The 19,965-nt window shown below is 70.5% G+C and carries 17 protein-coding genes, 1 tRNA gene and 2 pseudogenes; 10 read left to right on the top strand and 10 right to left on the bottom strand.

What is annotated here, in order from left to right; translation table 11 throughout:
* Positions 1-88: 88 nt before the first annotated feature.
* Positions 89-2,170, bottom strand: coding sequence for a DHA2 family efflux MFS transporter permease subunit (locus tag ACFYO0_RS08500; RefSeq protein ID WP_388672547.1), 2,082 nt, complete (start codon positions 2,168-2,170; stop codon positions 89-91).
* Between the two features lie 177 nt (positions 2,171-2,347).
* Here ACFYO0_RS08500 and ACFYO0_RS08495 point away from each other — a divergent pair, with 177 nt between their 5' ends.
* On the top strand, positions 2,348-3,715 hold the full coding sequence (locus ACFYO0_RS08495) for a peptidoglycan-binding protein (RefSeq protein ID WP_388672545.1): 1,368 nt from the start codon (positions 2,348-2,350) through the stop codon (positions 3,713-3,715).
* 104 nt (positions 3,716-3,819) lie between these two features.
* Here ACFYO0_RS08495 and ACFYO0_RS08490 read toward each other — a convergent pair whose 3' ends face one another.
* Positions 3,820-4,488 (bottom strand): HAD-IA family hydrolase, encoded by a 669-nt coding sequence (locus tag ACFYO0_RS08490; protein WP_388672543.1) that lies wholly within the window; start codon positions 4,486-4,488, stop codon positions 3,820-3,822.
* Between the two features lie 364 nt (positions 4,489-4,852).
* Between ACFYO0_RS08490 and ACFYO0_RS08485 the strand changes: the two genes are divergently transcribed.
* The 5 genes from ACFYO0_RS08485 (at position 4,853) to ACFYO0_RS08465 (ending at position 11,135) form a co-directional block, all read left to right on the top strand.
* Positions 4,853-5,497: an HNH endonuclease family protein gene (locus ACFYO0_RS08485; RefSeq protein WP_388672541.1), complete on the top strand. Its 645-nt coding sequence runs from the start codon at positions 4,853-4,855 to the stop codon at positions 5,495-5,497.
* 89 nt (positions 5,498-5,586) lie between these two features.
* Entirely contained in the window at positions 5,587-7,464 is a 1,878-nt protein-coding gene (locus ACFYO0_RS08480; protein WP_388672539.1) for an alkaline phosphatase D family protein, read from the top strand.
* Positions 7,465-7,754: 290 nt separating this feature from the next.
* Entirely contained in the window at positions 7,755-9,701 is a 1,947-nt protein-coding gene (locus ACFYO0_RS08475; RefSeq protein ID WP_388672537.1) for an FAD/NAD(P)-binding protein, read from the top strand.
* An 86-nt stretch (positions 9,702-9,787) separates the two neighbouring features.
* Entirely contained in the window at positions 9,788-10,240 is a 453-nt protein-coding gene (locus tag ACFYO0_RS08470) for a DoxX family protein (RefSeq protein ID WP_388672535.1), read from the top strand.
* Positions 10,241-10,517: 277 nt separating this feature from the next.
* Complete coding sequence (locus ACFYO0_RS08465) at positions 10,518-11,135, top strand: DedA family protein (RefSeq protein WP_388672533.1); 618 nt, start codon at positions 10,518-10,520, stop codon at positions 11,133-11,135.
* Positions 11,136-11,188: 53 nt separating this feature from the next.
* Here the strand turns inward: ACFYO0_RS08465 and ACFYO0_RS08460 are convergent, their stop codons facing one another.
* From ACFYO0_RS08460 to ACFYO0_RS08450, 3 genes are all read right to left on the bottom strand, one after another.
* The gene (locus ACFYO0_RS08460; RefSeq protein WP_388672531.1) at positions 11,189-11,422 is read right to left on the bottom strand and encodes a DUF2277 domain-containing protein; all 234 of its coding nucleotides are present in this window, start codon (positions 11,420-11,422) and stop codon (positions 11,189-11,191) included.
* Between the two features lie 112 nt (positions 11,423-11,534).
* Entirely contained in the window at positions 11,535-11,891 is a 357-nt protein-coding gene (locus ACFYO0_RS08455; RefSeq protein WP_388672529.1) for a YciI family protein, read from the bottom strand.
* Between the two features lie 159 nt (positions 11,892-12,050).
* Positions 12,051-12,623 carry a GNAT family N-acetyltransferase gene (locus tag ACFYO0_RS08450; protein WP_388672527.1) on the bottom strand — a complete coding sequence of 191 codons (573 nt, stop codon included), beginning with the start codon at positions 12,621-12,623 and terminating at the stop codon, positions 12,051-12,053.
* A 137-nt stretch (positions 12,624-12,760) separates the two neighbouring features.
* On the opposite strand from ACFYO0_RS08450, the gene ACFYO0_RS08445 reads away from it, so the two are divergent.
* Complete coding sequence (locus ACFYO0_RS08445) at positions 12,761-13,108, top strand: hypothetical protein (RefSeq protein WP_388672525.1); 348 nt, start codon at positions 12,761-12,763, stop codon at positions 13,106-13,108.
* A 177-nt stretch (positions 13,109-13,285) separates the two neighbouring features.
* Here the strand turns inward: ACFYO0_RS08445 and ACFYO0_RS08440 are convergent.
* From ACFYO0_RS08440 to ACFYO0_RS08430, 3 genes and pseudogenes are all read right to left on the bottom strand, one after another.
* A pseudogene (locus ACFYO0_RS08440) lies at positions 13,286-14,509 on the bottom strand (RNA-guided endonuclease InsQ/TnpB family protein).
* Between the two features lie 173 nt (positions 14,510-14,682).
* Positions 14,683-15,122 (bottom strand): annotated as a pseudogene (locus tag ACFYO0_RS08435) (Tat pathway signal sequence domain protein); the annotation flags it as partial.
* A 63-nt stretch (positions 15,123-15,185) separates the two neighbouring features.
* Positions 15,186-15,257, bottom strand: a tRNA-Val gene (locus tag ACFYO0_RS08430).
* A gap of 229 nt (positions 15,258-15,486) precedes the next feature.
* On the opposite strand from ACFYO0_RS08430, the gene ACFYO0_RS08425 reads away from it, so the two are divergent.
* The 3 genes from ACFYO0_RS08425 (at position 15,487) to ACFYO0_RS08415 (ending at position 18,022) form a co-directional block, all read left to right on the top strand.
* A complete protein-coding gene (locus ACFYO0_RS08425; RefSeq protein ID WP_388672523.1) occupies positions 15,487-16,254 on the top strand; it encodes a DUF4097 family beta strand repeat-containing protein in 768 nt (255 codons plus the stop codon).
* Positions 16,255-16,328: 74 nt separating this feature from the next.
* Complete coding sequence (locus tag ACFYO0_RS08420) at positions 16,329-17,756, top strand: hypothetical protein (protein ID WP_388672521.1); 1,428 nt, start codon at positions 16,329-16,331, stop codon at positions 17,754-17,756.
* Positions 17,757-17,800: 44 nt separating this feature from the next.
* Positions 17,801-18,022: a zinc ribbon domain-containing protein gene (locus tag ACFYO0_RS08415; RefSeq protein WP_386356530.1), complete on the top strand. Its 222-nt coding sequence runs from the start codon at positions 17,801-17,803 to the stop codon at positions 18,020-18,022.
* Between the two features lie 98 nt (positions 18,023-18,120).
* On the opposite strand, the gene ACFYO0_RS08410 is transcribed toward ACFYO0_RS08415, so the two are convergent.
* Both ACFYO0_RS08410 and ACFYO0_RS08405 read right to left on the bottom strand, forming a co-directional pair.
* Positions 18,121-18,765 carry a response regulator gene (locus tag ACFYO0_RS08410; RefSeq protein WP_388672518.1) on the bottom strand — a complete coding sequence of 215 codons (645 nt, stop codon included), beginning with the start codon at positions 18,763-18,765 and terminating at the stop codon, positions 18,121-18,123.
* Entirely contained in the window at positions 18,756-19,850 is a 1,095-nt protein-coding gene (locus ACFYO0_RS08405; protein WP_388672516.1) for a histidine kinase, read from the bottom strand. The genes ACFYO0_RS08410 and ACFYO0_RS08405 overlap by 10 nt, the downstream gene beginning before the upstream one ends.
* Positions 19,851-19,965 lie beyond the last annotated feature (115 nt).

Raw genomic sequence — 19,965 nt, 5'->3', positions numbered from 1 at the left:
CGGCCCCGACCCACCACCCACCCCAGGGGCGCGAGGAACTGCGCGACAAGCCACCCACAAACCCGCACCCGAAAACGAACCCCCCTGCTCAACCGCCGGAGGCAACCCGTGGGCGCTCCGCGTCCGAGCCGCACATTTCAGCGTTCAGTTCCTTGATGAGCTGGGCGAGGTCGGTGGGTCGGTCCGGGGTCCACCAGTCGCCCAGCAGTTCGGCGAGGGATTCCTCGCGGGCGTTGGCGAGTTGGCCGGCGACGTCCCGGCCCTCGGCGGTGAGGACGAGGTCGAGGCCCTCGCGTACCGCCAAGCGACGTTCCTCGACCTGGCGGGCCGCCGCCATGATGACGTTCAGCGGGACGGCGCTGTGCTCGGCGAGGACGCCGGGCTCGGCCCAGCCGTAGCGCCGGATGCGCAGCAGCAGCCAACTAGCGGCAGGCAGCAGGTCGTAACCGGCGCGGGCGGTGATCTTCTCGTAGATCGCGCGCCGCCCCTCGCGCGTACCGAGCACGGACAGCGCGCGGCACACCTCGTCGTACGAGGAGCGCTCCACCGGATTGCTGGCCAGCGTCTCCGTGGCGTCGGGCACCGTCACCGAGCCCCGCAGCTTGTCCTCGCGCAGGAACCAGGCCAGTACGAAGCCGAGTACGGCGACGGGAGCCGCGTACAGGAAGACGTCCGTGATCGCCGAGGCGTACGCCTGCACCGCCGACAGACGCAGCACGGAAGGGAGTTCGGCGATGCCGCGCGGGTCGCTCTCGAGGGAGTCCGGGCCGATACCGGGCGGCAGCGGCTGCCCGGCGAGCGCGGTCGTCAGCTTGTCGGCGAGGCGGCCGGCGAAGATCGTGCCGAAGATGGCGACGCCGAACGCGGCGCCGATGGACCGGAAGAAGGTGGCGCCGGAGGTGGCGACGCCGAGATCCTCGTACGAGACGGCGTTCTGCACGATCAGCACCAGGACCTGCATGACCAGGCCGAGGCCGAGGCCGAACACGGCGAAGTACGCGCTCATCTCGAACGTGGAGCTGCTCTCGTCGAGCTGATGGAGCAGCAGCAGGCCGAGCGCGGTGATGCCCGTGCCCGCGATCGGGAACACCTTCCAGCGGCCGGTCCGGCTGACGATCTGGCCTGACACCGTCGAGGCGAGCAGCAGACCGGCCACCATCGGCAGCATGTGCACGCCGGACATGGTGGGCGAGACGCCCTGGACGACCTGCAGGAACGTCGGCAGGTACGTCATGGCGCCGAACATTGCGAAGCCCACGATCAGGCTGATCACGGCGGCGAGGGTGAAGGTGCGGATGCCGAAGAGTTTCAGGGGGAGTACGGGCTCGGCGGCCTTCCGTTCGACGGACACGAAGGCCGCGCCCAGCACGACAGCGAGCACCGCGAGGCCGATGATCTGCGGCGAGGCCCAGCTCCAGGTGGTGCCACCGAGGGAGGCGACGAGGACGAGGCAGGCGGCGACGGCCGCGATCAGGAACGTACCCAGATAGTCGATCGTGTGCCGCGTGGCCCGGACGGGGATGCGCAGGACGGTGGCGATGACGGCGAGCGCGACCACGCCGACGGGGAGATTGACGTAGAAGACCCAGCGCCAGCTCAGATGCTCGGTGAACAGCCCGCCGAGCAGCGGGCCGAGCACACTGGTCGCACCGAAGACGGCACCGAACAGGCCCTGGTACTTGCCCCGTTCGCGCGGTGGGACGAGGTCGCCGACGATCGCCATCGACAGCACCATCAACCCGCCGCCGCCGAGGCCCTGGAGCGCCCGGTAGCCGATCAACTGGGGCATGTTCTGCGCCATTCCGCAGAGCGCGGAACCGATGAGAAAGATCACAATCGCCGTCTGGAACAGCTTCTTGCGTCCGTACTGGTCACCGAGCTTGCCCCAGAGCGGGGTGGCGGCGGTGGCGGCGAGCAGATACGCCGTGACCACCCAGGACAGATGGTCCAGGCCGCCGAGTTCGCTGACGATGGTCGGCAGCGCGGTGGACACGATCGTCTGGTCCAGCGCCGCGAGCAGCATGCCCAACAGCAGGGCGCCGATCGAGACGAGGACGCCGCCCCGTACGTACTCCTGACCGGGGGCGCCGCGGGTGTGGTCACGGGGCGGTGGCGGGTGGCCCCCGTCCGCCGTCTCGTGGGCGTTCGTACGGTGCACTTCCTCGGCCATGCAGACCTCCCGGCCGCGAGGGTCCCTCGGGTCCCCGTCGTCCTTTGCATTCTGGTCGGTGTGACCGGTTATGGCCCGTTGAATCCACAGAGGAGTTCGAGATTCCGGTGGTAACTGGGAGATGGTGTGGAGGAGGTCTGCACAATCACTGAAGTACGTTACGGGAGGGATCCATACGTGAGTGGCCGGAGCGTGTACGTCTGCCCGGAATGCGGGACACCGCGTGAGCCAGGAGGCGCACCGTCGTGCGCATGCGCTCAGCGGGCGGCGGACGAACTCCTGGAGACCCGCTCCGCGGAGGCTGCCGCGGCGGAGGACTTCGACCCGTTGCGAATACGGCCCTATGTGGATCTGGACGCGGATGAGTTCGAGGTCGACATGGAGGAGGGCCCGGGCAACGGGCCACCGGGGTTGTTAAGCGGGCTCGGGTCCTCGGAGGCCACTGACCCGCTGGTCGAGCCGATGCCCTCGGAGGCCACTGACCCGCTGGTCGAGCCGATGTCCTCGGGGGCGGGTGACGCACTTGGCGAGCCCGGGGGCTCGGGGGCAGCTGACCCGCTGGCCGAGCCCACGTCGCCGGGGGCGGGTGACCCGTTCGTCGAGCACATGCCCTCGACGGCGGGCGACGCGCCGGTCGAGCCGGGCGCGCCCGCGGGGCCGCCGCGGCCGTCCGGTCCGCCCGCAGAGCAGCACCGGTCCGGACCGCCCACGGTCCAGCACCGGCCCGAGCCGCCGTCGATGCCGGGCTCCTCTCCGGCGGGCCAGGCCCCTCCTCCGACCGTCCCGTATCCGGCGTCACAGGCCCCTTCGCCCGACGACGCCCCGACGGCAGGCCTCCACCTGACGGACCTCCACCGGTTCGAAGCACCGGCCCCCGGCCCGGACCCCGTAACCGGCCCTCAGCCTCTGCCCGAGCCCGAGCAGCCCGCCCGCAGGCGCGGCCGTCGGCGTCGGCTCGCCTTCGTCGGTACCGTGGTCGGCGCCGTGGTGATGACCGCCGCCGGGTTCGCAAGCGGACTGTTCTCGTACGACACGCCGTCTCGGGACAGCGCGGGCCCGGGCGACATGCGCGCGAGCATCCCGGAGGCGTCCTCGCCGCAGCCTTCGTCCCCGTCTCCGTCGAAGACGACACCGCCGGCGCAGCCCCCGTCGGCCCCACCGACCGAGCGGTCCGAACCAGCCACCCCGAGCACGTCCCCGCCGCAGGAGCCCACGGCCGAGCCCACCCCGCCCCGCGAGACCCCCTCGACACGCCCACCGTCGACCGAGCCCCCCTCCGACTCGGCACCGCCCGGCTCCGGTGGAGGCAGCGAGCGCGACAACCCGGGGGTCCTGCGCCCGGGCGACAACGGCGCCGAGGTAACGGAGCTTCAACTCCGCCTACGCCAACTGTTCCTCTACGCAGGCCCCACCACAGGCACGTACGACGACCAGACGGAAAACTCGGTACGAAGCTTCCAGGGCTCCCGAGGCGTCGACGACGAACTGGGCATATACGGCGAGCCAACACGAGAACGTCTGGAGTCGGAAACGGACGAACCGTAGGTCCCGCCGGGCTTCGGGGCTGTGCCAGTGTGCGGCTCCGCCGCCTGGGCGCGACCAGCCACAACGACCCCGCAGCCGCCGGACCGCCCTACCGGACCGAGCCCTCACACGCCCACGAGCACTCGAATCCCCCTGGCGCCCGCAGCCTCCACCCGCACCTGCGTAAGGTCCTGCACCACCACATCAGGCCGATGAAACCCGGCCCGGGCCCCCACCCCGACAACCCGCATCCCCGCGGCGCGCCCCGCCGCGATCCCCGCCCCCGAGTCCTCGAACACCACACACTCGGAAGGCGCGACCCCCAACTCGGCCGCCGCCTTCAAGAACCCCTCAGGATCGGGCTTGCTCGCCCCGACGGACTCGGCGGTGACCCGCACATCGGGCAGCGGGAGCCCGGCGGCAGCCATCCGTGCGGTCGACAGCGGCACGTCCGCCGACGTCACCAGCGCATGCGGCAACTCCCGTAGCGAGGCCAGAAGTTCCGCGGCTCCCGGAATCGCGACGACGCCCTCCATGTCAGCCGTCTCCTCGGCCAGCATGCGCTCGTTGTCCGCGATGTTCTTCTCCATGGGCCGATGGGGCAGCAGCAGAGCCATCGACGCATGCCCCTGCCGGCCGTGAACGACCTTCATGACGTCGCCCCCGTCCAGCCCGTTCCGCTCGGCCCACCGATGCCAGACGCGTTCGACGACGGCATCGGAGTTGACGAGGGTGCCGTCCATGTCCAGCAGCAGGGCGCGGGCGGTCAGCACGGTCGTGGCCGTCATCGGCATGCTCCAAAGCGTGGGAGAGGGGGCCGAGGGCCCCGGGACAAGGTGTCCCCAGGACAAGGTGGTCCCGCCCACCGGTCAGGGAAAGCGGGCGGGAGCCACTTTGTTCCCTCACGGTACAAAACCGATGGGCAATCCCGCCACCACTCAGAGGACCCGATTTCGCGGAACTTCGCGTAACAAAGGGCCGGCCAAAAGCCCAACAAAGGCACGCACGAGCCCAAAGCTCCGCCGACCCCGGCGCCGTACCCCTTGTTATGTCATGGCCACGACATTAACTTCTCACCCGGCGCACATCTCCCCGAAACGCGGCACCGCAAGCATTCGCACGCACCGTCAACTTCCCATCCCCCCAAAGGGAGTTCGCATGCCGAAGGTCTACGCGCGTCGACGGCTCAGCATACTCGCCGCCGCCGGCGGATTGATAGCCCTGGTCGGGCTGTTCAACGGTCCGACCGCCTCCGCCGCCCTGCCCACCCCCGTGAGCGCCTCCACCGCCCGCTCCTACCTGTCCCAGCTCACCGTGGCGAACGAGGACCGCACCGGCTACAACCGCGACCTCTTCCCGCACTGGATCACCCAGTCCGGCGCCTGCAACACCCGTGAGGTCGTCCTGAAGCGCGACGGCACGAACGTCCAGCAGGACTCCAGCTGCGCCGCGACCAGCGGCAGTTGGTACTCCGTCTACGACGGCGCCACCTGGCGCGCGGCCTCCGACGTCGACATCGACCACCTCGTCCCGCTCGCCGAGGCCTGGGACTCCGGCGCCGACAGCTGGACCACCTCGCGACGTCAGTCCTTCGCCAACGACCTGACCCGCCCGCAGCTCATCGCGGTCACGGACAACGTGAACCAGGCGAAGGGCGACAAGGACCCGGCGGAGTGGATGCCGTCGGTCAGCTCGTACGCCTGCACGTACGTACGCGCCTGGGTCCAGGTGAAGTACTACTACGACCTCTCCGTCGACTCCGCGGAGAAGAGCAAGCTGACCTCCGTGCTCAACGGCTGCTGAGCCGTCCGCAGTCCGAGAACCTCCACCGGAACCTCGCCACTGACCTCCGTCGTTCCGTACCGTACGGGGCGACGGAGGAGGGTGATCACGTGGCGAGGCTGCGGCTGGGACCACTGCTGAGGTACGTCGACGGTTCGTCCGCGACCGTCTGGGTCGAGGCGAGCCGTCCGTGCAGCGCCGAGGTGCGCTGCGCTGACGGCACCGGCGGCGAGACCCGCACCTTCCAGGTCGCGGGCCATCACTACGCCCTGATCCCGGTGACCGGGCTGACACCGGGCACGTCGACCGCGTACGAAGTGCGGCTCGACGGTACGACCGTGTGGCCGCTGCCCGGCTCGCCCTTTCCGCCCTCGCTCATCCACGCCCCGGCCTACGACCACGCACCGGTGCGGGTGGCCTTCGGCTCGTGTCGCTGGGCCGCTCCGCCCGCCGACGAGAAGGACCCGGTGGGCCCGGACGCGCTGGACACGCTGGCCGCACGCCTCGCCTCGGATCCGGGGGCCGAACGGCCCGACGTACTGGTGCTGTTGGGCGACCAGGTGTACGCGGACGAGACCTCCAAGGCCACCCGCCGCTGGCTGGAGGCCCGCCGCGATCTCTCGGATCCACCGGGCAACGAGGTCGCGGACTACGAGGAGTACACCCGCCTCTACTACGAATCGTGGCTCGACCCCGAGGTCCGCTGGCTGTTGTCCACGGTGCCCAGTTGCATGATCTTCGACGACCACGACGTCATCGACGACTGGAACACCAGCGCCGCCTGGCTCGCCGACATGCGGGCCACGCCCTGGTGGCGTGAGCGCCTGTTGAGCGGCCTGATGTCGTACTGGGTCCACCAGCACCTCGGCAATCTCCCGCCCGAACGCCTCGCCGCCGACCCCCTGTACGCAGCCGTACGCGCCACCCCGGACGGCACGGACGTGCTCCGCACCTTCGCCGCCGAGGCCGACGCGAACCCCACCTCTGTCCGCTGGAGCTACCGCCGCGACTTCGGCCGGGTACGCCTGCTGATGATCGATACGCGCGCGGCCCGCGTCCTCGACGAGAACGACCGCGCCATGCTCGCGCCCAATGAGCATGCGTGGCTGCGGGAGCAGGTGTTGGAAGGGCGGAGGGCTGGGGCCGCGGGCGCCGCAGGCAATAGGCCCGACGCCGTCGTCGCCGCATCCGGCACGAGCGACGAGGTGCGTACGGCACCCGGCGCGCCGTCACCTGCCTCGGCGGCCCAAGGTGGCCCGGACAGCATGGCGAAGGCCTCGGCCCGGCCGGCCGACGGCGGCACGAGCGACGAGATGGGCGGCGCCCCGGCGCGGTCGGCCGAAGGCCACGCCGCCACCGCCCGCACCCCCTACGACCACCTCCTCATCGGTACGTCTCTGCCCTGGTTGCTCCCCCATCTCGTGCACGACGCCGAGGCGTGGAACGCCGCGTTGTGCCGTGGGGAACGCGGGCCCCGGTGGGCGCGGTTCGGGGAGGATCTGCGGCGGCGGGCCGATCTGGAGCACTGGTCGGCGTTTCCGGCCTCGTTCGACGCACTGGCCTCGCTCATCGCCGAGGTCGGGTCGGGGCCCGAGGCCCCGGCGACGGTGTGCGTGCTGTCCGGGGATGTGCACCACGCGTACATCGCCGAACCCTCGTGGCCGCAGGGCGCCTCGGCGCCCGACGCGCGGGTGCTGCAACTGACCTGCTCCCCCGTCCACAACTCCATCCCGATGTCCATCAAACTCGGCTTCCACTTCGGCTGGAGCAGAGTGGGCCGAGCCCTCGGCCGCCGTTTCGCCGGACACGGCGGCGTCCCGCGCCCGCCGATCGACTGGCGCAGAACGGGCGGCCCCTGGTTCGGCAACCAGCTGATGACGCTGACCCTGCGCGGCCGCTCGGCACGACTGCGACTCGACCAGGCACGGGCGGAGAAGGGCGGCGGCGCCCGACTGCGGACGGTCGTCGAAACCGAGCTCACCCCATAGCCTCGGTCCGCAGTCCCCGCGACGCACCCGCAGCCCCGTAACCTCACACAACTCCCCGCACACTCCGCGTGCGCGAACACGCCCAATCCGCCAAGTGCATACGTGTATCGCGTACGTTGCCCCCCTATCGCGCCCGTTGCCCTTGATGCTCGTGAGGCATCCCACACCGGGCGCCGGTGATCCGCTCAAGTGCTCGGATCCCGTGGCGTACGACGGCATGATGATGCGGACCGTCCGCTTCCATCGGACGGTTTGCCGCTCAGCGCCCCAGATGCCCGGGAGTCACACCTTTGTCTGCAGCGACCGCGGAATCCTCGGCGAGCGCCGGGTCCGACGAGGTCTCCGTCGCCCTGGTCGGCGCAGGACCGCGCGGCACCAGCGTGCTGGAACGCCTCTGCGCCTCCGCGCCCGAGCTCCTCGCGCCCGGGGTCCGCCTGACGGTCCACGTCGTCGACCCCTCGCCGCCCGGCCCGGGGCGCGTCTGGCGGACCGACCAGCCGGCCGAGCTGCTGATGAACACCGTGTCCTCCCAGGTGACCCTCTTCACTGACGACAGCGTGGACTGCTCGGGTCCGATCCGCCCTGGCCCGAGCCTGCACGACTGGGCCGGCGGCGAGCTGGACCCGGACGAGTACCCGACCCGCGCCCAGTACGGGCAGTATCTGGAATGGGTCTTCGCCGAAGTCGTGCGCGGGGCACCGGCCTCGGTCCGCGTCGAGACGCACCGTGCCCGTGCCATACGGCTCGACGACGCGCCCGACGGCCACCAGCGACTCGTACTCGACAACGGCCGCACCCTGCGCGACCTCACCACCGTGGTCCTCGTCCAGGGCCACCTGCCGACGGTCGCGGACCGGACACAGCAACACCTCGCCGACTACGCCGACCGTCACGGCCTGCGCCATGTGCCACCCGCCAACCCGGCCGACCTCGACCTGTCCCCGCTCGCCCCCGGCGAACCCGTCCTGCTGCGCGGCCTGGGCCTCAACTTCTTCGACCATATGGCCCTGTTGACGACGGCCCGCGGCGGCCGTTTCCTCCACACGGCGCAAGGTGGCCTGCGTTATGCGGCGTCGGGCCGTGAGCCGCGCCTGTACGCGGGTTCCCGGCGCGGCATCCCGTACCAGGCCCGCGGCGACAACGCGAAGGGCCCGTACGGCCGTCACCTCCCGCTCGTCCTCACCCCGGACGTCATCTCCGCCTTCCGTAAGCGTGCGGACTCCGGCGACGCGCCCGACTTCCTTGCGGAGATATGGCCGTTGGTCGCGAAAGAGGTCGAAACGGTCTACTACGAGGCGCTGTTGGGGCGGGGCAGCGCGACAGTAGCGGGCGATGCAGCGACGGTACGGGGCTTCCGTGAGCGTTTTCTCGCCATTGCCCACCGCGACCCCCAAGAGGCCCTGCTCCTCGACAAGTTCGGCATCGCCAAGACCGATCGCTGGTCCTGGGACCGCATTTCGCGCCCGTCTGCGGGGCAGGTCTTCAACAGCCCGGCGAACTTCCGGAGTTGGCTGCTCGGGTATCTGCGCGAGGACGCCGAACAGGCGGCGCTCGGCAATGTCGACGGCCCTCTCAAGGCAGCCCTCGACGTACTGCGCGACCTGCGCAACGAGGTGCGCCTGATCGTCGACCACGGCGGCCTTGCGGGCACCTCGCGGCGGGAGCACCTGGACCGCTGGTACACGCCGCTCAACGCGTTCCTGTCGATCGGGCCGCCCCGGCGCCGTATCGAGGAGATGATCGCGCTGATCGAGGCGGGCGTCCTGGAGGTCCTCGGCCCACGCCTGGAGGTGCGGGCCGAGGACGGGGCGTGGGTCGCGCACTCCCCCGACGTGCCTGACTCGACGGTCCGGGTCACCACCCTCGTCGAGGCACGGCTGCCGGAACCGGAACTGCGGCGGACCGCCGACGACCTGCTCGCCCGGCTGCTGAAGACCGGCCAGTGCCGACCGCACACGGTGGACGGTTACGAAACCGGGGGGCTGGACGTAACACCGCGCCCATACCGTCTGATCGACCGCCGAGGACGCGCACACCCCCGGCGGTTCGCGCTGGGCGTGCCCACGGAGGGCGTGCACTGGGTGACCGCAGCGGGGGTCAGGCCGGGGGTGGACTCAGTCACACTCTCGGACACGGACTCGGTGGCGCGGGCAGTGCTGCACACGGCTTCACCTGCAAAAACGCCGGAAGAGACTCCGAAAATCCGGCCATATGTTGAACTTGCAACAATCGATTAGGCTAACCTAAAATCGATCACTCGCTCGGTTTACGTCCCCACCGGCGGTCCCCTCGGACCGCACCAGACCGAAGGAGTTCCCCCACCATGACCGGACGCTTAAACAGCGCCCAGCCGTACGCCATCGGCCTGTTCCGCATCGTCATCGGTCTGCTCTTCACCTGCCACGGCGTCATGTCGCTCTTCGGCGAGTTCGGCGGCGCCGACGGCAAGGGCGGCACCATCGAGCCGACCACCTGGCCGAACGGATACGCGGCCGTCATCGAGCTCGTCGGCGGCAGCCTGGTCCTGCTCGGCCTCGGCACCCGGTTCGCGGCGTTCATCGCCTCGGGCGCCATGGCCTACGCGTACTTCAAGGTCCACCAGCCGCAGGCGCTCTGGCCGATCGAGAACCAGGGTGAAGGCGCGGCCATGTTCTGCTGGTCGATGTTCCTGCTGGTCTTCACCGGCTCGGGCGCACTCGGCCTCGACCGGCTCTTCTCGCGGCGCGCCTCATCGTCCACGGCGAACCAGCGCAGCTCGGAACCTGTCGCGGCCTGACGCCCCGTACGAAACGGCGCCCACCTCTGTCGCTCCGGGGGTGGGCGCCGTCGTCGTATCCGGCCGCGCATACGGGAGGCCGTGCGGGCCACCCATCCGAACGGCACCGTGGCGGCCGGGTGAACGTGGTGTAGCGATCACACGTGCCCCCTGTGGATCTCCTGCCCGGCCCCCGGCGTACGCTGTATGGCTGTCACAGGCCGCACCTGCCGCTCCCCCGCGACATCGCGGTTCTCGGCACGGTTCGCGCCTACGGGGGAGACACAGGGGAGTTCGGGTGCTTGAGAGTGTGGGGCTGCTGACCGGCAGCCCATGGATCTACGCCGTGGTGGCCCTGTCCGTGCTGTTCGACGTGTTCGTGCCGGTGTTGCCGAGCGGAGTCCTCGTCATCGCGGCGGCGACGGCGGCCGCGGCCGGCTCCGGCGCGGCGACCGGGAACGTACCGGACCTCCTGCCGCTGACCCTCTCCGCGGCCACCGCCTCGGTCCTCGGCGACCTGATCGCCTACCGGCTGGCCCGGCGCGGCGGCGAGCGCCTTGACCGGGCCCTCGCCCGCTCCCGCCGCCTGACCGGCGCGCAGGAACGTCTCGGCGCGGCCCTCGCACGCGGCGGCGGCGCCCTTGTCGTCATCGCCCGCTTCGCGCCCGCTGGGCGCTCACTCGTCTCGTTCGGCGCGGGCGCAGCCCACCGCCGCGTCCGCGAGTTCCTGCCCTGGTCGATCCTCGCGGCCCTGGCGTGGGCCGCGTACAGCGTCGCCCTCGGCTACTTAGGCGGCCACCTGCTGGGGACGACGTGGCTCGCCACAGGCGTTTCGCTGCTCGCGCTGTTCGGTGCGGGAGCGGGGGCGGCGTACCTGATACGGCGGCCGGTGGCGGAGACGGGCACGAGCGTCTGAGGGCTACGGATTCGAGGCATCAAACGGCCGGCACCTACGGGCTGCGTACGGGGTCAGCCGGCCCGTCGCGCGGCCGTCTGCCCCCGCACCTCGAGCCCGTCCAGCAGCTCGGCCGTCGCCTCCGCGATCGCGTCGACCGCCCGGTCGAACACCTCACGGTTGTGAGCAGCCGGAGCCCGGAACCCGGACACCTTGCGGACGTACTGAAGGGCGGCGGCCCTGACGTCCTCCTCGGTGGCCTCTTCGGGGAGTACGGGCGGGCGGAGAGTCTTGATGCTTCGGCACATAGGTCCAGTTTCGCGCGTGGGCGGGAATTATGGGGGCCGGATCAGCCGCACCTTTTGGAAGTGGGAGCGGCGGTACGCCTCCAGGGACGTACCGCCGCTCCCGACCAGGTCGTCAGCCCTCGGCGATCTCGCGTACCTCGACCGTGAGCGTGAACTCCGCCGGGTGGATCTCGAGGAAGCGCTTGGCCCACTCCATGGCCTCGGCCTTGTCCTTGCACTGGGTGACGGAGTAGCCGCCGATCACTTCCTTGGTCTCGGTGAACGGCCCGTCGACCTGGTTGAACTTGCCGCCGGACCAGGTGATCCGGGTGCCCTCGGAGGTCGGGTGGAGCCCGGCCGTGTCCAGCATGACCCCGGCCTTGGTGATCTCCTCGAGCAGCGCCTCCATACGCTCCCCGAACTCCGGGCCCATTCCCTCGACGGGTACGTCGTTCTCCTCGATACGGACCAGCGTCAGAAAGCGCGGCATGGTGACTCCTCGGTCGTCGCGGTTGTCGCGGTGACAAGGACGGGGCTTCTCCCCGCCTCTCACCTGTGCGTCGAGCGGGCGACGGCGGGATCGACAGCCACCCCGAAGAATTTTCCGGGACCCCCACGTGACGTGCGTCACAAAGGGGTTACGCACTCGTCAGCGCAGGTCGAGCCGCATCAGGACCCGGGGATGACCGGCCAGCACAGAGGTGGTGTCGGCGGCGTGGACGAACCCGGCGCGTTCGAAGTTCTTCCGGATCCCGGCGTACGCCATGGTCAGGTCGACCTTGGCGTCACCGCTGTCGAGCGGGTACGCCTCGATCGCCGGCGCACCGTGGGCGCGGGCGAACTCGACGGCGCCGGCGATGAGGGCGTGCGAGACCCCCTGCTTCCGGTGACCCGGGCGTACGCGGATGCACCACAGCGACCAGACCGGCAGGTCGTCGACGTGCGGGATCTTGCGGTTGCGCGCGAAGGACGTGACCGAGCGCGGTGCCACGGCGGCCCAGCCGACCGGCTCGTCACCGTCGTACGCGAGAACTCCCGGAGGCGGATCGGCTCGGCACAACCCGGCGACGTACTCACCGCGGGCCGGTCCGCGAAGCTCGTTGTTGAGCCTGGACGGGATCCGGTAGCTCAGACACCAACAGACGTTGGCCGTGGGCGACTTGGGCCCGACCAGGGCACGGACATCTTCGAAGACCGAAGCCGGGCGAACCTCAATGGCCATGGATCCCACGATGCCACGGCGCACGGGGCGCCGTCGCTCGGTCTTCGGCAGCACGGAGCGGCCGGGAGTCACACCCGTCCGTGTGAAGTCCCCCAAGGAACTCGCATCCCAAATTCGAACAGGCGTAGCATTGGCGTGTGGCTGAGACCTATGACTTTCCGAGTGACCTCCTGGCCGGTCAGGAGGAACTGCATCAGGTCCGGGCCGAGCTGCTGGCCCTGCTGAAGCGACTCCCCTGGTCGGTCGAGCCCATGGAGGGCATCAGCGACAACCACGGCTGGCGCAAGGTGGAACTGCCCGCCTCACCCGGCTGGACCGCCGACGAACAGGCCGAGGTGGAGAAGCTCCGCGAGCGGGAGCGGGAGCTGGCCGTCTTCGTGACCTGCCACCGCTTCTGGGCCGAGGTCACGGGCGCGGAGAAGGTGGACGCGAGGATGCGCCTGAAGCACGTACGGGAGGCGGAGGAGGAGGGGCGGCCCTCGTGAGTCAAGGACCGCCGAGCCGTCGCGGGCGGCTCCGTGTTCAGGCCCGCAAGGGGTTGGTGCGCGTCGCCGCCAGCAGGTACCAGGCGGTCGCCCCACGGCGGCATGCCGGTACGGGTATTGACTTGCACCTCGGGCTGAAGCCCGAGGATTCTGGCCTTCCGTTCCGTTGCCGTGCCGCTACGCGGCACGGGGTTCGGTCGGGAATCCGTGGCTTCCTGTTTCTTCGCGCTGTGCCAGAACAGGTTCTGGTCTTACCGGCGCTCCGCAGGCCGATGCCGCCAGTCCGGCGGCCGTCTTCACATTGAGTGCGGCGTTGATGTCCCGGTCGTGGACGGTGCCGCAGGCGATACAGGTCCACTCCCGCACATCGAGGGGCTTGGGTCCGTCCACGGTGTCGCAGGCCGAGCAGACCTGACTCGTCGGCTCGAACCGGCCGATCTTCACCAGAGTGCGACCATACCGTTCTGCTTTGTAGGCCAGCATGCTGATGAACGAGGACCATCCGGCGTCGTGCACGGACTTGGCCAGCCTCGTGCGGGCCAGTCCCGCCACCGACAGGTCCTCCACGGCGATCGCTTGGTTCTCGCAGATCAGCTTCGTGGAGAGCTGGTGGTGGAACTCGCGGCGGGCGTCGGCGACCTGGGCGTGGGCGCGGGCGACCTTCAGGCGGGCCTTGGCCCGGTTCCTGGATCCCTTCTGCTTGCGGGACAGCTCCCGCTGGGCTTTCTTCAGTTTCTTCTCCGCGCGGCGCAGGAAACGCGGGGAGTCGATCTTCGTGCCGTCGGACAGGACCGCGAAGTGGGTCAGGCCGAGGTCGATGCCAATGGTGCGGCCGGTTTCGGGCATCCGGGTCGCGTCGGCGGCGGGGTCGGTGTCGATGACGAAGGACGCGAAGAATCTGCCCGCACTGTCCTGGATGACGGTGACCGAGGTGGGGGTGGCGGGCAAGGCACGGGACCACTTCACCTTCACCGCCCCGATCTTCGGCAGGTACAGCCGGCCGCTGTCGGTGATCTTCCAGCGGGCGTTCGCGGTGAACCGGATCGACTGCCGGGCGTCCTTGCGGGACTTGAAGCGGGGCGGGCCGATCCTGGGGCCCTTGCGGGTGCCCTTGAGGGAGGCGAAGAAGTTGCGGTATGCGGTCTCGGCGTCGCGCAGGGACTGCTGCAGGACCACCGCGGAGACCTCGCCCAGCCAGGAGCGTGAGGTGGTCTGCTTTGCCTGGGTGATCAGGCGGGTGGACAGCTCGCCGATCTTCGGGAACGGCTGCTGGGCCTTGCGGGCGTCCTCGCGGGCACGCACCGCGTCGTTGAACACGACGCGGGCTCACCCGAACGCCTTCGCCAGCGCCCTCTGCTGGCCGGTGTCCGGGTACAACCTGAAGGCGTACCGGAGCTGCATGCCGATCACACTAGAGACGCCGAACAAGCGCCGTCACCGGGAACATGTGAGCGACTCATCACCGGTGGTGAAGCGAAGTCCGGCTCCGCCGGAACGACACCGCGACGCTCCGCGTCGCAGGTATGAGCTTCGCTTCACCACCGGGGTGAACCCCGGCGCACTGCGAATGAACCCCGGTAGCCGCCGAGAGGTTCGTCCGTACGACCGTTCCGCTCGATCCACGTACCGATCCGCACCGCACCGGCGAGGAAGCGGCGCGTCCCGGTCCGGCGGGCGAGGGCGCTCAGCGCGATGCCCGCCCAGGCCATGTCGCCCACCGCCGTACCCGTGAACCCGAACTGAGTGCCGACGTCGGCCGTCCCGTCCGCCCGCACGAAGCCGTCCGGCTGACTCGTACCGTCGAAGAAGGTGTAGGCCCGACGTTGTAGGCCTGGCGCAGCCTGCCGTCGTCGTACGCCGGATCGTGGGCCTGGGCATAGAGCAACGCGTCGCCGAGCGCCACGGCTCTGGCCCGGCCGTCGGCGGAACGCACCGCGAGGTGGGCCAGGATCGTGAGGGCGTTGTCGTACGTGAACGCCGTGCTGAACAGACCCGCCTGGTCGGTGTAGCTCTGTCAAAACGATCGGCACACAGAACCAGCCAGGATCCCGATGGGCATCCTGGCTGGTCAAACGCGTGGGCGCGGACGGTTTCGAACCGCCGACATCCTGCTTGTAAGGCAGGCGCTCTACCCCTGAGCTACGCACCCGGGACGAGCCGACAGCCTACCTTGCCAGGGGCGGTGCCCGGCAAACACGTATCGGGCAACGTATCGGGGCGCGATCCCGCGCGAGGCGGGGGTTTCCCCACCTGGGATCCGGGGGCTAGCCGGATCACGCCATGAGCCCCCGCTCCGTACGGTCGAAGAGCGTCCCGGGCATGCCGAAAAGGGCCACGGAGTCCACGGTCGGGGCGCCCGACAGCAGGGGGAGCCCATCATGGCCGTACGTATCCGCCGTTCCGCAGCCGTGGCCACCGCGGCCGTCGCCGTCGTCACCCTGTTCGCCGCCGGGTGCGGTGCCAGCGCGGGGGACGACGACGAACCCGAGCACCGTTCGTTCGCGCTGGAGGGCCGCACGCTGACCGTCGACTCCGACGACTCCGCGCTCGAACTGGTCGCCGCCGATGTCGACAAAGTGAAGGTCACCCGGTGGTTCCAGGGCAGCGTCGTCGTCGGCGGAGACCCCAAGGTGACCTGGGCGATGGAGGACGACAAGCTCACGCTGCGGATGAAGTGCGCGGGCGTGGTCGCCGACTGCGCTGCCAAGCACCGGATCGAGGTGCCGCGCGGTATCGCGGTCACCGTGAAGGACGGGGACGGCAGCGTACGGGCGAGCGGCTTCAAAGAGGCCCTGAACGTCCTCACGGGCGACGGTTCCGTGCACGTCAAGGACTCCAGCGGGTCCCTGACCCTGCGCACCGGCGACGGCTCGGTCACCGCGACCGGCGTCGGCTCCAGGCGCGTGGACGTGCACACGCGGGACGGTTCCGTGCGGCTCGGCCTCGCCGCCGTACCCGACCGGGTCGCCTCGCGCAGCCAGGACGGCTCCGTCACCATCGAGCTGCCCGCGGAGGCGACGTACCGCGTGCAGACCGAGACCGGCGACGGCAGTGTCGATGTTTCCGTGCCCCGCGACGAGCGCAGCGCGCACGAGGTGTCCGCCGAGACACGGGACGGGAAAGTCACGGTGCGTACGGCGAACTAACCGGGCCGTGTGTTCGTCCCTACCTGGTGGGAGAATGACACCGGGCAGGGTGGACCACAGCACGGGAGAGGGATGTGACGGCGACACCTTCAGAGCCGTACACGCCGTTTGTGCCATGGGCACAGCAACTACCTCGCCACCGTGCCGATTTGAGGGCCGCGAGGGCCCCGAGCACGCGCGGCGCCGCCCGTGACCTGCTGACGCTGGTCCTCCTTCCGCTCCCGCTGCTCGTGCTCACGCTCCCCGCCGCGTTCACCGGCGGCGGGACGCGGCGGTGGTTCGGCGGCCGTTCCGACAGCCAGCGGGCCGAGGCGCAGACGGCCAAGGACGCCGCGGCGGCCGCTTTCTACGAACTCGACACCGCGCAGCGCGATCTGCGCATCTCGATCGAGACCATCACGGCCGTCGACGACTCCCCCGCGGCCCGGCGCGCGGTCGCCGACTTCGAAGCGCTGGGGCGTCGTATCGACGAGGTCAGCCATGCGTACATCAACGCGATCGACGCCCACGACCTCGACCGCGACGACCTGGAGGCCTCCGTCGCGGCCCGGGCGCGTACGGAGCTGACGAAGGCCAAGGACGAGCTGGCCCGCGTCAAGCAGGAGCTGGACCGGTTCGCAGGCGGGCTCGGCCCGCTGCTCGGCAAGGCCGAGACCCAGCTGGCCCGGCTCGCCCCGGCCGTCGAGCGCGCCCGCCAGGCCCTCCTCGCCGCCTCGAACGCCCTTGACGCCGTACGGGGCTCAGGGCTCAAGGCCGACGACCTGGCAGCCCGCCTCGCCATCCTCGGCCCCGAGCTGACCAAGCTCAATCAGGGCGCCGGGCAGCACGGCGTCCCGGAGACTCTGGAGCGCGCCGACCGGGTCGCGCGCGACGCCGAGGCGGTGCGCGCGGAGGCCGAGCGGCTGCCGGAGCGGGCCGCCGAGATCGACCGCCGCCTGGTCTCGCTGCGGACGCGCGCCCAGGCCCTGACCACCCGTTCCGGGCAGGTGGATCCGGTGCTGAGCGAGCTGCGGCGCCGGTTCACTGCCTCCTGCTGGCAGGACCTTCAGCACGTACCGGATCAGGCCGCCGAGACCGTACGGCAGGCCGAGTCGAAGCTGACGGAGGCGCGGGCGGCGCGCGACGAGCAGCGCTGGGCGGACGCGACGGCACTGCTGTCCACGGTGCGGGCGCTGCTGAACACGACCGACGAGGCCGTGTCCGCGGCCGGGGACCGGCTGCGGCAGCTGAACGAGGTGCAGAAGGATCCACAGCGCGAGATCGACCGCACACGCTTCGCGATCCGCGACGCCCAGCGGCTGGCGATGGCAGGCCGTCATACGCCCGACCCGCGCCACGCCCGCCCGCTCGACGACTCGGTGGGCCGTCTGGAGCGGGCCGTCGCCACCTTGGAGGGACGGCACCCTGATTACTGGCACTTCCTGACCGAAACGGAGGGCGTGCGGCGGACGGTGTCCCGGGTGGTGGCGCAGATCCGCGAGGAACGCGGCCACCCCTCATGAAGCGCCCGCCCCTTCGGAGCCCCGCCGACCGCTAATCTGTCCGTATGCCTCGCTACGAATACCGCTGCCGGACCTGCGGTGACACCTTCGAGAAAAGCCGCCCCATGGCCGAGTCGTCCGCCCCCGCGGCCTGCCCGGCCGGCCACGACGACACGGTGAAGCTGCTGTCGACGGTCGCCGTCGGCGGATCGGCCTCGGCGCCCGCGACCGCACCGGCGCCCAAGGCGAGCGGCGGAGGGTGCTGCGGCGGGGGCTGCTGCGGCTGACTCCTGGCGGCTTCCGGGCGCCGCCGCCGCGGAGGTGTCGCCGTGCCACGCAGCCGCGGTCCCATACTCGCTCCGGCCTTTCGGGCTCCCCAGAAGCCTCAAGTCCCCAAGTAGCGAAGTACGGCCAGCACCCTGCGGGAGTAGCCTTCTGCCCCGGTCAGTTCGAGCTTGTCGAAGATCGCGTTGATGTGCTTCTCGACTCCGCTGAGGGAGATGTGCAGCCGTTGCGCGATGGCCGCGTTCGTATGCCCCTGCGCCATCTCCGCCAGCACGTCCCGCTCGCGCGGGGTGAGCCGGTTCAGTAGGTCCGCGCGCTCGCTGCGGCCGAGGAGCTGACGCACGACCTCGGGGTCGAAGGCGGCTCTCCCCTGGCTCACCCGCTCCAACGCGTCCAGGAACTCGTCGACTTGGACGACACGGTCCTTGAGCAGATAGCCGACGCCTTCTGAGTCTCCGGTCAACAGCTCCGTCGCGTACCGCTTCTCGACGTACTGCGAGAGCACCAGCACGCCCACGTCCGGCCAGCGCTCGTGAATCTCCAGAGCGGCTCGCAGGCCCTCGTCGCTGTGGGTGGGAGGCATCCGTACGTCCGCGACGACCACGTCCGGCTGGTCCTCGGCGACAGCCGCCAGCAGCCGCTCGGCGTCGCCGACCGCGGCCAGCACCTCGTGCCCCTCCTCGGCGAGCAGGCGCACGAGCCCCTCTCTGAGCAGGGTCGAGTCCTCGGCAAGGATCACGCGCATGGCAGCTCCGCGGAGATGACGGTGGGCCCGCCGGGCGGACTGAGCACATGGAATCCGCCGTCGAGGGCGTCGACCCGCCGGGCCAGCCCGAACAGCCCGCTGCCCGTGGGACTCGCGCCACCCATGCCGTCGTCCTCGATCCGTATGCAAAGGACGCCCTCGGCCGCCCACAGGTGGACGGTGATATGGCTCGCCACGGCGTGCTTGACCGCGTTGGTCACAGCCTCGCAGACCACGAAGTACGCCACGGACGCCGTCGCCTTCTCCGGCTCAGCAGCCAGCTCGTACTCCACTCTCACCGGCACGGACGAACGCTCGGCGACCGTCTCCAGGGCCGCTCGCAGCCCCGCCTCGTCCAGCGTGGTCGGGTAGATCCGCCAGGCCACCTCGCGCAGATCGGCCAGCGCCTGCCGGCTCTCGTCGTGGGCCTGGCGCAGCAGCCGGTCCGCGCGCTCCCGGTCCTGACTGCGCAGGGCCCGGCCGAGCAGCATGCCGAGGGCGACGAGCCGCTGCTGTACGCCGTCGTGCAGATCCCGCTCGATACGGCGTCGTTCGTCGTCGACGGCGTCCACCACCGCGGCGCGGCTCGCGGCCAGCTCGACGATCCGCTGCTCCAACTCCTCCTGGTGGCTGGGCCCGAGGAAATGCCGGGCCAACTGCCGCTCCAGCTCGGCGACTCCGAAGACGCCCTGCACCGCCAGGAAGAGCAGGAAGAGACCGCCGAAGCCCGAGAAGACGATCGCCCAGGGGTGCTCGACGCCGCCGACGATCCAGGCGAACATCCAGTACGTGCTGTAAAGGAGTCCGGCCGCCACCGACAGCAGCACAATCGCACCCAACGCCCCGAGCGCCCAGCGGCACGCGATGTAACGCAGGGCGCGCGCGTCCTCATACACGGGAGAGACGGACACGCTCAGCCAGGTCCCGAGCCGTCGGCGCTCGAACTGCGTCAGCCTCCGTGCACCCGCGAACACGGGTCGGAGCGCGGCCTGCCGCCCGCGCGGCCAGGCCAGTACGGGTAAGAGGGCGAGGCCGGACAGAACGATGAAGAGCAGCTCGACGGCGGCCGAGGCGGCTCCGGTCATGAGCCCCACCCCGCACCACGCCCCACGTCGTGCCACATCTCGCATGATCGCCACGCTAGCCGGGCGTCAGGTCCGCGCGCACTGCGGAAAACCGTAATTCCGAGCTGCGGTTGAC

This window comes from Streptomyces sp. NPDC006365, from assembly GCF_042870755.1.
In the GTDB taxonomy this organism is placed as follows: domain Bacteria; phylum Actinomycetota; class Actinomycetes; order Streptomycetales; family Streptomycetaceae; genus Streptomyces; species Streptomyces xiangluensis.
This window is presented reverse-complemented; position numbering and strand designations above follow the sequence as displayed.

Coding starts and splice junctions, on each gene's coding strand:
- ACFYO0_RS08410 (WP_388672518.1), bottom strand. CDS start 18,765: ATGCGCGTGATCCTTGCCGAGGACTCGACCCTGCTCAGAGAGGGGCTC.
- ACFYO0_RS08470 (WP_388672535.1), top strand. CDS start 9,788: ATGACCGGACGCTTAAACAGCGCCCAGCCGTACGCCATCGGCCTGTTC.
- ACFYO0_RS08450 (WP_388672527.1), bottom strand. CDS start 12,623: ATGGCCATTGAGGTTCGCCCGGCTTCGGTCTTCGAAGATGTCCGTGCC.
- ACFYO0_RS08485 (WP_388672541.1), top strand. CDS start 4,853: ATGCCGAAGGTCTACGCGCGTCGACGGCTCAGCATACTCGCCGCCGCC.
- ACFYO0_RS08415 (WP_386356530.1), top strand. CDS start 17,801: ATGCCTCGCTACGAATACCGCTGCCGGACCTGCGGTGACACCTTCGAG.
- ACFYO0_RS08455 (WP_388672529.1), bottom strand. CDS start 11,891: ATGCCGCGCTTTCTGACGCTGGTCCGTATCGAGGAGAACGACGTACCC.
- ACFYO0_RS08425 (WP_388672523.1), top strand. CDS start 15,487: ATGGCCGTACGTATCCGCCGTTCCGCAGCCGTGGCCACCGCGGCCGTC.
- ACFYO0_RS08405 (WP_388672516.1), bottom strand. CDS start 19,850: ATGACCGGAGCCGCCTCGGCCGCCGTCGAGCTGCTCTTCATCGTTCTG.
- ACFYO0_RS08460 (WP_388672531.1), bottom strand. CDS start 11,422: ATGTGCCGAAGCATCAAGACTCTCCGCCCGCCCGTACTCCCCGAAGAG.
- ACFYO0_RS08500 (WP_388672547.1), bottom strand. CDS start 2,170: ATGGCCGAGGAAGTGCACCGTACGAACGCCCACGAGACGGCGGACGGG.
- ACFYO0_RS08490 (WP_388672543.1), bottom strand. CDS start 4,488: ATGCCGATGACGGCCACGACCGTGCTGACCGCCCGCGCCCTGCTGCTG.